Origin of the sequence: Glycomyces xiaoerkulensis (genome assembly GCF_002798405.1) — a bacterium.
GTDB classification, from domain to species: Bacteria; Actinomycetota; Actinomycetes; order Mycobacteriales; family Micromonosporaceae; genus Glycomyces; species Glycomyces xiaoerkulensis.
On record NZ_PGGV01000014.1, the window covers coordinates 1 to 13,356 of the forward strand.

General features: G+C 69.7%; 9 protein-coding genes. 2 read left to right on the top strand and 7 right to left on the bottom strand.

Annotation, left to right across the window (positions count from 1 at the left end; translation table 11 throughout):
• The 5 genes from xylA to CUT39_RS04165 form a co-directional block, all read right to left on the bottom strand.
• Positions 1-1,171, bottom strand: a 1,171-nt coding sequence (gene xylA / locus CUT39_RS04145; RefSeq protein ID WP_100444830.1) for a xylose isomerase, incomplete at its 3' end; no start/stop codon positions are given.
• Positions 1,172-1,188: 17 nt separating this feature from the next.
• On the bottom strand, positions 1,189-3,504 hold the full coding sequence (locus CUT39_RS04150) for a beta-xylosidase/alpha-l-arabinosidase (protein ID WP_100444712.1): 2,316 nt from the start codon (positions 3,502-3,504) through the stop codon (positions 1,189-1,191).
• 18 nt (positions 3,505-3,522) lie between these two features.
• Positions 3,523-4,356: a carbohydrate ABC transporter permease gene (locus CUT39_RS04155; protein ID WP_100444713.1), complete on the bottom strand. Its 834-nt coding sequence runs from the start codon at positions 4,354-4,356 to the stop codon at positions 3,523-3,525.
• A complete protein-coding gene (locus CUT39_RS04160; protein WP_100444714.1) occupies positions 4,356-5,201 on the bottom strand; it encodes a carbohydrate ABC transporter permease in 846 nt (281 codons plus the stop codon). Before CUT39_RS04160 ends, CUT39_RS04155 begins: the two co-directional genes overlap by 1 nt.
• 77 nt (positions 5,202-5,278) lie before the next feature.
• On the bottom strand, positions 5,279-6,574 hold the full coding sequence (locus CUT39_RS04165; RefSeq protein ID WP_100444715.1) for an extracellular solute-binding protein: 1,296 nt from the start codon (positions 6,572-6,574) through the stop codon (positions 5,279-5,281).
• Between the two features lie 234 nt (positions 6,575-6,808).
• Here CUT39_RS04165 and CUT39_RS04170 point away from each other — a divergent pair, with 234 nt between their 5' ends.
• Entirely contained in the window at positions 6,809-7,852 is a 1,044-nt protein-coding gene (locus CUT39_RS04170) for a LacI family DNA-binding transcriptional regulator (protein WP_100444716.1), read from the top strand.
• A 195-nt stretch (positions 7,853-8,047) separates the two neighbouring features.
• Positions 8,048-10,711 carry a rhamnogalacturonan lyase family protein gene (locus CUT39_RS04175; RefSeq protein ID WP_100444717.1) on the top strand — a complete coding sequence of 888 codons (2,664 nt, stop codon included), beginning with the start codon at positions 8,048-8,050 and terminating at the stop codon, positions 10,709-10,711.
• A 50-nt stretch (positions 10,712-10,761) separates the two neighbouring features.
• On the opposite strand, the gene CUT39_RS04180 is transcribed toward CUT39_RS04175, so the two are convergent.
• Positions 10,762-12,477 carry a DUF6055 domain-containing protein gene (locus CUT39_RS04180; protein WP_100444718.1) on the bottom strand — a complete coding sequence of 572 codons (1,716 nt, stop codon included), beginning with the start codon at positions 12,475-12,477 and terminating at the stop codon, positions 10,762-10,764.
• Between the two features lie 209 nt (positions 12,478-12,686).
• Complete coding sequence (locus tag CUT39_RS04185; RefSeq protein ID WP_100444719.1) at positions 12,687-13,349, bottom strand: LPXTG cell wall anchor domain-containing protein; 663 nt, start codon at positions 13,347-13,349, stop codon at positions 12,687-12,689.
• Positions 13,350-13,356 lie beyond the last annotated feature (7 nt).

Genomic DNA, 13,356 nt, shown 5'->3' on the forward strand with positions numbered 1-13,356 from the left:
AGCGGATGCCGTAGAGGTGTTCGAGGGCGAGTTGGTCGAGCCGCTCGAAGGCCATCCCCTTCGCCGCCAGACCATCCACATCCACCCGGAGATCCTTGAGGTCGGCGGCGGTCTCACCCTCGGCCAACGTCGGCACCGCGAGTTGGTCGACCCGCGCGGCCGCCAGCGCCTCCCGCACCTCCGGATCGGCACGGAACGCCCTGACCTTCTCGCGCAGGATCTTGTAATTGCGCATACACGCCGCCGCCGAGACCCACACCCCGTCGTCGTCCTCGGTCCGCGGCGGCTTGAAATCGAAATGGATCGGCCCCGAATACTGCCCGGCCGCGATCCCCTCCTCGACCGCATCCACCGCCCAGAACGCACCGCCCACATTCCCGGCACCGAACCGCAGATCCTGGTCATACCGCGGACCGGTCTGCCCGTTCAAATCGATGTGGTACAGCTTGCCCTGCCACAGCGCCTGCCGCACCCCGGCCGCATAATCCAGCCCGGCCATCTCCTCATGACCCACCTCCGGATTGATCCCCACCAACTCCGGACGCTCCAACCGGCCGATGAAGGCCAGCGCGTGCCCGATCGTCGGCAGCAGGATATGCCCCCGCGGCTCGTTGGGCTTCGGCTCGATCGCGAACCGGATATCATAACCCCGCTCGGTGACGTAGTCGCCGAGCACGTCGAAGGCCTCCTTGAGACGGGCCATGGCCGACTGCACGTCCTTGGCCCCACCGGACTCGGCCCCCTCCCGGCCGCCCCAGCACACATAGACCTTCGCGCCCAGCTCGGCGGCCAGGTCCAGATTCCGCATCACCTTCGCGATGGCCAACCGGCGCACGTCCCGGTCGTTGTGGGTGAAGGCCCCGTCCTTGAACACCGGATGGGAGAACAGGTTCGTCGTCGCCGTGGTCACCTTCAGGCCCGTCTCCTCCAGGGCCTTGCGGAACGCGCCGATCCGCTCCTCGCGCTCCGAGGCACTCGCCTCGAAGTCGAACACGTCGTTGTCGTGGAAGTTGACCCCGTAGGCCCCGATCTCGGCCAGCTTCCGCACCGCCCGCTCAGCGGGCATCGGCGCCCGCGTACCCGGACCGAACACATCCTGCGCCGGCCAACCCACCGTCCAAACCCCAAACGAGAATTTGTCTTCGGGGGTGGGTGCGAACTCATCGCTCATTTCACTGTGTCCTTTGCTTACTCGGTTATCTCTGCGCCGGTGGTCATGACGCGCTCGCCCTCGAGGCTCCGCACCGAGCCGGTGATGCGGAAGTGTTCGGTGAGGGGCAGGTCGCGGCTGGAGTGGCCGATGGCGACGGTGAAGTCGCCGGGTTCGACGATGCGGGTGCCGTCGCGGCCGGTGAACGAGGTCCGGTCGGCGTGGAGCCGGAAGGCCACGCGCTTCGACCGGCCCGGTTCGAGAGCGAGTCGGGCGTAGCCGACCAGTTCCCGGACCGGCCGGGTCACTTGGGCGACCTCGTCGGACAGGTACATCTGGACCACGTCCTCGCCCGTGCGGTCGCCGGTGTTGACGACCGTGGCCGAGACGGTCAGTTCGCCGTCGGCCGCGATCGAGGTCTCGCTCAGGGCGAGGTCGCGGTATTCGAAGGTGGTGTACGACTCGCCGTGCCCGAACGGGAACAGCGCCGTGGGGTCGATGTTGGAGACTCCTTCGCTGTACTGCCCCAGCGGGGGCGACAGGTAGGTGCCGGGTCCGCCGCCGGGGATGCGGGGGACGCCGACCGGCAGGTGGCCGGAGGGGTTGATCCGGCCCGAGACGACTCCGGCGATCGCGGCGCCGCCGGATTCGCCGGGCAGGAACGCCTGCACGATCGCGTCGGTGCGGTCGGCGAAGTCGCCGAGGGCGTAGGGGCGGCCGGAGATCACCACCAGCACCGTGGGGGTGCCGGTGGCCAGGACCGCCTCGACCAGTTCGGCTTGGACTCCCGGCAAGGTGAGGTCGGCCGCGTCGCAGCCTTCTCCGGAGGTGCCGCGGCCGAACAGGGAAGCGAGGTCGCCGACGGCGACGACGGCCACTTCGGCGGCGCGGGCGGCGGCGACGGCGTCCTCGATGCCGGACCGGTCGGTCTCGCGGACCGGGACACCCTCGCGATGCTCGATGGTCGCGGCCGGGAACTCGGCGGCGAGCGCCTCGCGCAGGGTGGGGACGTCGATGCCGGTGCCGTGGTCGCGGTAGCGCGACAGCACGTGGTTGGGGAAGGAGTAGCAGCCCATCAGCGTCCGCGGGTCGGCCGCGGTGGGGCCGACCAGGGCGACGCGGCCGGCGCCCGGGTCGAGCGGCAGGAGGCCGTTGTTGTCGCACAGGACCACCGATTTCTCGGCGATCTCGCCGGCGAGGGCGCGGTTGCCCGCCGAGTCGAGGTCGATGCCCGGGTCGGCGGGTGCGAGGCCGGGTTCGGGTTCGAGCAGGCCGAGTTCGGCCTTCTGGGTCAGGACGCGGCGGGCGGCGGTGTCGACGATCGTTTCATCGAGTTCTCCTGCGGCGATCCGGTCGGCCAGGCGGGCGTAGGCGTCGGTCGAGGGCAGTTCGACGTCGATTCCGGCCGTCAGCGCCGCGGCACCCGATTCGGTCCGGTCGGCGGTGATGCGGTGCATCATGTCCAGGAACGCCACCGACCAGTAGTCGGACACGACGGTGCCGGTGAAGCCCCACCGGTCGCGCAGGAGGCCGGTGAGCAGTTCGCGGTTGGCCCCGGCCGGGAGGCCGTCGACGTCGGAGTAGGAGTTCATCACCGAGCGGGCGCCGCCGAGGCGGATCGCCATTTCGAACGGCGGCAGCATCACGTCGGCGAACTCGCGCGGCCCCATCGGTACCGGGGCGTGGTTGCGGGCCCCGCGGGAGGCCGAGTAGCCGGCGAAGTGCTTGACGGTGGCGACGATCCCGGCCGATTCGAGGCCGGCCACGTAGGCGGACCCGATCGAGCCGACCAGGTAGGGGTCTTCCCCCATCGTTTCCTCTACTCGGCCCCACCGATAGTCGCGGACGACGTCCATCACCGGCGACAGGCCCTGGTGGACGCCGACGGCGCGCATGTCGGCGCCGATCCGGGCGGCCATCCTCTCGATCAGGCCCGGGTCGAACGTAGCCGCCCATGCCAGGGACGTGGGGTAGACCGTGGCCCCCAGGGTGGTGAACCCGGTCAGGCACTCCTCGTGCGCGATGGCCGGGATGCCCAGGCGGGAGCGTTCGACGACCCGGCGCTGCATCCGCTCCAGCGCCGCCGCGCCCTCGGCCGCGGCCACCGGCCGCGTACCGAAGGCGCGGGTGAGGTGACCGAGACCGTGTGCGGCGGCTTCCTCGAGGGTCTTGGGGCCGGCCTGCATCGCGTCCTCCATCGGCGCGACCTCGCCGTCGGCCTCGTCGTCGCTGTGGGGCGGCCAGAAGGCGCCCAACTGGGCCAACTTCTCCTCGACGGTCATGGCCGACAGCAGCGCCTCGACGCGCTCGGCGGTGCCGAGTGCGGTGTCGTGCCGGTCGGGGGTCTCGGCCATCTTGCGGCTCTCCTTACTTTACTTGCCGAATCCGGCGGTCAGGCCGGACACGAGTTGGCGCCTGGCGACGATGTAGGCCGCCAGCATCGGCAGCACCGACAGCACCACCGCGGCGAGCACGGCGGGGACGTCGACGCCGAACTGGCCCTGGAAGCTCCACAGCGACAGCGGGATCACCCGGGTCTCGGCGGACTGGGTGAGCACCAGCGGGAACAGGAACCCGTTCCAGACCTGGAGGGCCTGGTAGACGCCGACGGTGGCCAGGGCGGGGCGGCACAGGGGGAGCGCCAGTTTCACCAGGATCCTCCATTCGGTGGCCCCGTCCATCCGCATCGACTCGAACAGCGCCTCGGGCACTTCCCGCAGGAAGTTGGTGAGGATGAGCAGCGTCAGCGGGATGGCGAACGCGGCCGACGGCAGGATCAGCGCCAGCAGCGTGTCATAGAGTCCGATCTGGACGATCAGGTAGTAGACCGGGATGATCGCCGCCTGGATCGGGATGGCGATGCCGAGCAGCGCCACGCGGAACAGGCCCGAGCCGAACCGGTCGCGCCGCCGCACCACCACGTAGGCGGCCATGAGCGACACCGCGAGGGTGGCCGCCACCGCCACCGAGGTGACGATGACGCTGTTGAGGAAGAACCGGATGAAGTCGTTCTCGATCACCCGCTGGTAGGCCCCGAGCGAGGCATTCGAGGGCCACGACAGGGGGTTCTCGGAGTAGTAGTCCTCCCGGGGCCGCAGGCTGGTGATGAAGATGTAGTAGATCGGCAGGATGATCACGGCCAGCCAGATCCAGGCGCCGATCGTGCCCAGGACGTTGGGTCGGCGGCGGTGCTGATTCGCGGACATCAGATGCCCTCCCCTCGGCCGCCCATGCGGGAGGTGCCGGTGATCCGGTTCAGGCCCAGGGCGATGGCCAGACCGACGGCGATGAGGACGAGCGCCAGGACGCTGGCCCTGCCCATGTCGTAGGAGCGGAACCCGGTCAGGTACATGTCCAGCGGCAGCACGCGGGTGGCGTTGCCCGGCCCGCCGCCGGTGAGCACGAAGATCAGGTCGAAGTAGGTCAGCGACCCGACCGTCATCAGCGTGGTGGAGGTGACGATGGTGTACTTGAGCATCGGCAGGGTGATCCTGAAGAACTGGTCGAACGGCCCGGCCCCGTCGATGCGGGCGGCCTCGTAGAGCTCCTTGGGGATCTGGCGGGTGCCGGCCTGGTAGAGGAGGGTGTGGAACGGGATGAACGACCACCCGATCACGAACACCACCACGAACAGCGCCAGGTCCGGGTCACCGAGCCAGTTCTGGGACAGCAGCGCCACGTTCAGCGCGGACCCGGCCCCGAAGTTGGGGTCGAGCAGGGCGGTGAAGGTGATGGCCACGGCCGCGGAGCTGAACAGCAGCGGCAGGAAGAACAGCACCCCCAGGAAGGCCCGGTGGCGCTGGCGGCCGGCCAGGAAGACCCCGAGCAGGAGGCTGACGGGGGCCTGGAAGGCCACGCAGAGGATCGTCAACTGGACGGTCAGCCACAGCGCGTTGCGGGAGACCGGGTCGGTCAGGGCGGTCTGCCAGTTGTCGAACCCGGCCCAGGTGATGTCGCCGAGTCCGTCCCAGTGGACGAACGACAGCGCCACGACGCCGAACAGCGGGATGAGGGCGAACACGCCGAAGATCAGCAGGGCGGGCGCGGCCATCCAGGCCGAGGGGCCCGCCGGGCGCGCGCCTCCTCGGCGGCGCGCGCTCCGGCGGTGTCGAGCGGTGACGGCGGTGCTCACAGGGTGGCGTCCATCGATTCGGCGAACTGCTCGGCGGACTGCTCCCCGAGGAACAACTGGCTCAGGTTCTCCAGGAGCGACTGGGCCTGCCCGGACGGGAGTGCCTGGTCCCAGGAGAGCTGGAAGTGCCCGGCGTCGCGGACCATCTCGTAGGTGAACAGCAGGTATTCGCCCATGTCGGACTGGCTGATGCGGTCCTCGAGGTCGACGATCGGCGGGACGGTGCCGACCTCGATGAGCGAGTCGATGTGGTCGTCGTTGAGGACCATCTCGGACAGGTAGTCCTGCGCGATCTGCTGGGCCTCCTCGGAGTCGTTGGCCGAGACCGACCAGAAGTTGGCCGGGTTGCCGACGATGTTGGACAACTCGCCCGCGCCGCCCTCGATGGACGGGAAGGTCGAGTAGCCGACTCCGCCGCTCTCGACCAGGTCCGGGGCGTTGGAGACCACGTCGGGGTAGATCCAGCTCCCCTGCAGGATCATCCCGGCCTCGCCGGTGTACATCAGGGCCTGGTCGGCGCCGGCGTCGGCGCTGACGGAGGCGAACGCGTCGCCGAACGCGCCGGCATCGACCAGCTCGGTGATCCGCTCGCAGGCGGCGACCATGTCCGGGTGCGTCCAGGCCCCGGCCTCACCGGCCAGGACCCGGTTGAACGCCTCGGGCCCGCCGATGCGGTCGGACAGGTACTGGATCCACATCAGCTCGGGCCACACGCTCTGCCCGGCCAGCGCGATCGGGGTCCTCCCGGCCGACTGGAGCTGATCGACCGCGTTCATCAGGTCGTCCCAGGTCTCCGGGATCGCGGTTCCGGCCTCTTCGAGGACCTCGAGGTTGTGGTAGAAGACGATCGGCTGCGACTGGTTGTTCGGGACCGCGTAGACGCGGCCGTCGATGGTGCCGGCGTCGGCGACCGAGGGGATGACCCGGTCGATGAGGTCCCGGGTGCCGTCGGTCAGGTCGACCACGTAGTCGTTGGCGACGTAGTCGGCCAGTGTGGAGCCGGTCCAGTTGAAGATCAGGGTCGGTGCGTTGCCGGAGCCGACCGCGGTGCGGATCCGCTCCTTGTAGGCGTCGTTGGCGAAGTACTCGGCCGAGATCTGCCGATCGGGGTTGGCGTCGTTCCATGCCTCGAACGACGAGCGCATAGCCTCTTCGGATCCACCGGTCAGCCCCCAGGCGGTGGCGCCGTCTCCGTTGGATCCGCCGGGCTCGTTTCCGCATGCGCTCGCGGCGGCGAAGGGGGCCGCGGCGCCGGCGGCGAGGAGCGTGCGGCGGCGAGTTCCAAGCTTCATTGCTGGGTTTCCTTTCTCCGGGACTTGGCCCGAGAACGCAATATTGTGAGAAACTTTTTCGCGTCTGTTTCTGATCGTTTCGAACCTACGCCCTGTTCACTGGTGCGTCAAGTCACAGGAGCATAAACTTAACGACTGGATTTTGGCTACATTCAGAGCATCGGCTCCACACTCTCAGAAACTTTTTCGTAAACTGGCTAGAATGTCGGCCCCGGACGATCATGAGGTAACCCGATGAGCAGACCGCCCAATCCCCGCTCGACCCTGGCGGCCGTCGCCGAGCACGCCGGCGTCTCCAAGGCCACCGCCTCCAAAGTGCTCAACGGCCGCTCGGGGGTCTCCGAGCCGACGCGTCGACACGTCCAGCGGGCGATAGCCGAGCTCGGCTACAGCCCCAGCACCGGCCCCCGGGAGCCGGTCACGCGCGGCGCGGTCCACGTGGTCTTCGACCGCATCATCAACATGTATTCGCTCTACGTGCTCGACGGGGTCATCGGCGGCGGCCGGGAGTTCGGGGTCGACGTGGTCACCAGCGCGCTCGCCTCGGGCGGCGAGGCCCCGGAGCGGAGCCTGGGGGCCGACCGGATCAAGGAGATCGCCGCTCGCGGCCACTCGGGGCTGATCGTGGTGACCGCGCAGTTGACCGGCGAGGAGATCGCCGCCTGCGAGAACGCGGGGCTGCCGCTGGTGGTCATCGACCCGGTCAACCCGCTCGACGACCGCGTCACGAGCGTCGGCGCCACCAACTGGGCCGGCGGCGTCCAGGCCACCCGTCACCTGATCGACCTGGGGCATCGGCGGGTCGCCTTCGCCGGCGGCCCCGCCGATTCGGTGCCGGGACGCGAACGCCTCCACGGCTACCGGGAAGCGCTCGAGGCGGCCGGGATCGGCACCGACCGGGCCCTGGTGCGGCCCGGTCCGTTCACCGCCGAGACCGGAGCCTCGATCGCCGAGTCCCTGTTGGACCTGGACGACCCGCCGACGGCGTTCGTGGCCGCGAGCGACGTGATCGCCATGGGTGTCATCAGGGTCGCCAAGTGGCGGGGGCTGGAGGTGCCGGGCGACCTGAGCGTGGTCGGCTTCGACGACACCTACGGCGCCATGTGGACCGAGCCGGCGCTGACCACGGTCCGCCAGCCGCTGCGGCAGATGGGCCGGGTCGCGTCCCGGACCGTGCTGGAACTGGCCGACGGCCGGGGCCCGGACTCGCACCACGTGCAGTTGGCGACCGAGATGATCGTCCGCGAGTCGACCGCGAAGCCGCGGCGCGCCCGCTGAGCCGGGCCGGAGGCGCGGGCGTTTGCCACCGCAACCCCTCCCATGTATGCTGACCCGATCGATTGTATCGATTCAATTCGATGCTTCGATGTAAGCGCCCACCGGCACTCACAGTCCCGCGCAGGCGCCGCGCCCCTTAAGTGGGAGCGCTCTACAAATTCGAAGACGCCTCTCCCCCGAACGGAGTGACCACAGATGACCGTTCACCCTCACGGACCGGTCCCGGACCCGCCACGGGCCCCGAGCCGACGCTTCCGGCACCGGTACCTCGCCGTCACCGGCCTGGCCGTGGCCGCGCTCGGCGCCACCGCCCTGACCATCACCTCGGCGGACCCGGCATCGGCCGAGGCCGGCTGCGAAGTCGACTACACCGTCGCCAACGAATGGGGCTCCGGCTTCCAGGCCAGCATCACCATCGGCGCCGACGAACCCATCGACGGCTGGCAGCTCGAATGGGACTTCCCCTCGGGCACCTCGGTCGACAGCGCCTGGAACGTCGACTGGAGCCAGAGCGGATCCACCTTCACCGGCAACGACGTCGGCTGGAACGGCTCCATCGCCTCCGGCGAAAGCCGCGAGGTATTCGGCTTCACCGCCACCGGCGGCAGCGCCGCCCCGGAGCGGTTCACCATCAACGGCGACGTCTGCAACGGCGCCGACGAACCCAGCGACGAGCCGAGCACAGAGCCGAGCACGGAACCGACCGACGACGAGACCGGCGAACCCGCCCAGGGGTACGGCCGGTACGAAGCCGAGGACGCCCCGGCCACCTGCGACGGCACCATCGACTCCAACCACACCGGCTACTCCGGCAGCGGATTCTGCAACACCGAGAACACCGCCGGCGCCTCCGCTCAGTTCACCGTCGACGTCCCGAGTGGCGGCGCGATCCTCGACCTGCGCTACGCCAACGGCGCCGACACCGGCCGGTCGGCCGAGGTGGCCGTCAACGGCTCGACCGTCCAGACCGTACCGTTCGACTCCACCGGCTCCTGGACGTCCTGGACCACCCGGACGGTCACGGCCGACCTGACCGAAGGCTCCAACACCATCGACATCACCGCCACCGGCTCCGGCGGCCTGCCCAACCTGGACTACCTGGACGTGTCGGCCGACGACGGCTCGACCGACCCGCCGGGCGGGGGCGACGGCGCCTATGAGGCGGAGGCACTGACCCGCGGTGTCTCCGCGGTGCCTTCGGGCGGCGGCAACCTGGTGAGCTGGCGGCTGCTGGGCACCGACGACCCGGGCGTGGCCTTCAACGTCTACCGCGACGGGCAGCAGCTCAACTCCTCGCCGCTGACCGGAGCGACGAACTACCTCGACTCGGGCGGCTCCTCGGGTTCGCAGTACACCGTCGCGGCGGTGACCGGCGGCAGCGAAGGCTCGCAGGCGGGCACCGAGGCCCGGTTCAACTCCAGCGGCCACCTCGACATCCCGATCGACCGGCCCTCCGGCAGCCACTCGGCCAATGACGCGAGCGTGGGCGACCTGAACGGCGACGGGACCTACGAGTACATCGTCAAGTGGTACCCCGACAACGCCAAGGACAACTCCCAGTCGGGCTACACCGACAACACCGTCATCGACGCCTACACACTGAGCGGCGACCGGCTGTGGCGCATCGACCTGGGACGCAACATCCGCTCCGGGGCGCACTACACGCAGTTCCAGGTCTACGACTACGACGGGGACGGCGACGCCGAGATCGCCATGAAGACCGCCGACGCCACCGTCGACGGCCAGGGCACGGTCATCGGCGACCCGAACGCCGACCACCGCAACGGCGAGGGCTACGTGCTCGACGGTCCGGAGTACCTGACGATCTTCGACGGGCGGACCGGAGCGGCGGTCGACACGGTCGACTACCGGCCGGGCCGCGGCGACGTCTGCTCCTGGGGCGACTGCTACGGCAACCGCGTCGACCGGTTCCTCGCCGGCACGGCCTACCTGGACGGCGCGAACCCGTCGATGATCTTCGCGCGCGGCTACTACACCCGCTCGGTGATCTGGGCGGTCGACTTCGACGGCCAGAGCCTCAGCACCCGCTGGGTCTTCGACTCCGACCAGGCCGGCTCGCAGTACGAGGGGCAGGGCGCGCACAGCCTCTCCATCGCCGACCTGGACGGCGACGGCCGCCAGGACGTCGTCTACGGGGCGATGGCGATCGGTTCGAACGGGCAGCCGCTGTGGAACACCCGGATGTACCACGGCGACGCGCTGCACGTGAGCGATTTCGACCCCGACCGCCCCGGCCAGGAGGTGTTCATGCCCGGCGAGTCCTCCGACCAGCCGGCCGACCGCCTCATCGCCGCCGACGGCTCGGTGATCTTCCAGTCCCCGCCCGCCGGGGACAACGGCCGGGGCGTGGCCGGCAACGTCGACCCGGGCAACCCGGGCGCCGAATTCTGGTCGTCGGCGGTGAGCGGCCTGCGGAACGCCTCGAACTCCGTGGTCGGCTCCAAGCCGAGCTCGGCGAACTTCCTGGCCTGGTGGGACGGAGACGGCGAGCGCGAACTGCTCGACGACACCCGCATCGACGACTACCAGGACGGGCGGCTGCTGACCGGCTCGGGCGTGGCCTCCAACAACGGCACCAAGGCCAACCCGGCGCTTTCGGCCGACCTGTTCGGCGACTGGCGCGAGGAGGTCGTCTGGCGCACCAGCGACTCCTCGGCGCTGCGGATCTACGCGACGCCGTACGAGACCGACCTGCGGATCGCCACGCTCATGCACGACCCGCAGTACCGGGTGGCGATCGCCTGGCAGAACACCGCTTACAACCAGCCGCCGCACCCGAGCTTCTACATCGGAAGCGACATGTCGGCCGCTCCCTGGCCGGACGTCCACACCCCGTAGAACAAGGCGAGGCGGACCCGGTCGGGTCCGCCTCGCCGTCTTCCGGTGCGCTACGCGGGCGTGGCGCCGTCGATGGTGAGCTGGTACGGGAACGGGTCACCGACCCCGGTCTCCCACATCGGATAGTCGCGGTGCTGCGACGGGGTGGCCGCGACGACGAGCATCAGGTGGGTCTCACCGCTCTGCAGACCGAAGTCCGCCGTCTGGCCGGGCGCGTGGACGTCGCTGTAGCGGACCGAGAAGTCGTTCGAGACCGCCGCCAGCCGGAACCGCCAGTCGGCGCCGGACAGATCCGACGCCCCTTGGAGCCGGACCGACACACGTCCGCCGTCCGGGTTCAGCCGGACGATGTTGTGCCCGTACTGGTGCGGGGCCTCGGAGTCGGCCATGAGGTACTGCCCGCCGCCGAGGCTCTGCAGCGGATCGGTGTGGAGCGGCCGGTAGCCGCCGTCCGACCACAGGTCGGAGCGGATCGCCTCGCCGTCGGCGAAGTCGTATACGACCTGCCGCGAGGTGAACTCGGCGAGCAGCTCCGCGAACTGACCGTGGTCCAGGCCGAGCACCCGCTTGACGGTGTCGATCGGGTGCTCGCCCTGCTCGGCCTCGTACCAGAGCCGGTCGACGGCCTCGGGGCCGTAGCGGTCCCGGATGGTGTTGAACAGCATCCAGTCGCCGTAGTACGTCTCCTGGGCGAGCCAGCGGAAATGCTGCCGGTCGACGTGGTAGCCGGACCCGGTCACGACCCCGGGCCGCTTCATGCGTGCCATGTAGTTGGCGTGGGCCTCCCAGACCGGGCCGGCCACGGGGTTGCCCGCGCCCCAGCCGCCGCCGTTGCCGTTCTCGATGTTGAGATCGGTGGCGTAGGTCTGCAGGATGTGGGCGAACTCGTGCGACTCGACCCACTCGTCCCAGGTCTTGTCGTAGGGCAGGCACATGTGCCCGACGCCGATGTCGTCACCGCCGGCCCAGTTTGCCGGGGGCAGGAAGTCCCCGGACCAGGTGCCGCAGAGGTACAGGTTGATCCGGTACCGGGATCCGACGTCGTGGTCGGCCGGATCGACGAACCCGACCTCGTCCACATAGAAGTCGTAGATTCCGTCCATGTGGTCGGCGACCCACATCGGATAGTTGTCGTACCCGTGCTGCCGTCCCCAGGCGAGGGCGTCGATCTCGTCGCCCCAGCGGACGGTGAAGTGCTCTGATTCGACGTAGTTCGAGGTGGAGGCCCCGGCGTCGATCATGAACCGCGGTGTGCGGGTCTCCTTGTCCGCTGAAGGATCGCCGGTGGGCTCGTCCGAGGTGGGTTCTTCGCTCGGGGTGCCGGTCGGTTCTTCGACCTCGCCCCCGCACTCGGCCCCGTTGAGCACGAACCGCTCGGGCTGGGCCGAACCGCCCGAGACGATCATGCCGAACAGCTCCCGGGTCCGACCGGGCGGGACGGAGCCGTTCCAGCCGACGTCCGAGCCGGTGAACGTCGTCCCCGATCGGCTCCAGTCGACGTTCCAGGCGCTCTGGACTTCGGCGCCGCCGGGCAGCTCGAACTCCAGGGTCCAGCCGTCGATCCCGTCGGATCCGGCCGTGACCGAGACGGCGGCCTGGTGGCCGCTCGCCCACTCGTTGGCCACGTCGTACTCGACCGAGTCGCATGCGGCGGCGTGTGCCGGGTTCGCCGCCACGACTGCCACCGATCCGGCGGCCAGCGCTCCGCAGACCGCGGCGACCGCCCCGATCCGCCCGCGCCGTAGTCGGGTCATTGCTGCTTCCATGCAGCCGCCTCCTTCCTCGGCGCGCGTCCGGGACGCACCGCCGGAATCGAATTAGTATATTGATTAATATAAATTATAAGGTGTCGGTGGGTTTGCCCGCAAAGGCGGGACGGCGCCCGAAATCTGAGCACAAGGGGCCGCAGTCGACCCGGGGCAGCGCGAGGGCCGCGGAGCGTTGATCGCTCCGCGGCCCCGAGGTCGCGTTCCGGTCAGGCGGCTGCGCGGCGGCGCACGAGATACAGCGCACCGGCCCCCGCGGCCAGGAGCGCGACCGCGAGCAGCGCCGGCGGCAGGAGGCTGGAGCCGGTCGTCGGCAGCCCGTCGTCGGCGCCGTCCGTGGCGTCCTCCCCGGGCGTGGTGCCGTCATCGCCCGGAGGCGTGGTCTCGTCCCCCGGAGGCGTGGTTTCGTCGTCGGGCGGCGTGGTCTCGTCGTCCGAGGGTGCGCCGGGACAGGTGTGGGTCAGGTTGAACTGATCCCGATCGGTGTCCTCGACCTCCGCGGTGGCACCGGTGAGGGTCCAGCCGGCGTCGGTGATGATGTACGCCTTGCTGGTCCCTTCCCCATCGACGACCCCGCCGTCCGAACCGGTGGAGGCGGACTGCGGCTCACCGTTGAGGTCTTCGAACTGGGCCGTGACCGAAACGAAGGCTCCCTCGCCGCCCGGCAGCACGAACACCCATCCGTCCTGGTCGTCGCCGATGCCGACCGGGACCTGTTCGCAACTGATGTCCTCGAAGCCCTCGGCGGTGGTGGGGACGTTGCCAGGGTTGATGCTGATGGTCTCCTGCGCCTGCGCCGCCGCGGGCACCGCGAGCGCGCCGACGGCCGCCAGCGGCAGCCATATGTGTCGAAGAAAGGACTTGGCGGACAATGGAACC

Coding starts and splice junctions, on each gene's coding strand:
- CUT39_RS04150 (WP_100444712.1), bottom strand. CDS start 3,504: ATGGCCGAGACCCCCGACCGGCACGACACCGCACTCGGCACCGCCGAG.
- CUT39_RS04155 (WP_100444713.1), bottom strand. CDS start 4,356: ATGTCCGCGAATCAGCACCGCCGCCGACCCAACGTCCTGGGCACGATC.
- CUT39_RS04160 (WP_100444714.1), bottom strand. CDS start 5,201: ATGGCCGCGCCCGCCCTGCTGATCTTCGGCGTGTTCGCCCTCATCCCG.
- CUT39_RS04165 (WP_100444715.1), bottom strand. CDS start 6,574: ATGAAGCTTGGAACTCGCCGCCGCACGCTCCTCGCCGCCGGCGCCGCG.
- CUT39_RS04170 (WP_100444716.1), top strand. CDS start 6,809: ATGAGCAGACCGCCCAATCCCCGCTCGACCCTGGCGGCCGTCGCCGAG.
- CUT39_RS04175 (WP_100444717.1), top strand. CDS start 8,048: ATGACCGTTCACCCTCACGGACCGGTCCCGGACCCGCCACGGGCCCCG.
- CUT39_RS04180 (WP_100444718.1), bottom strand. CDS start 12,477: ATGGAAGCAGCAATGACCCGACTACGGCGCGGGCGGATCGGGGCGGTC.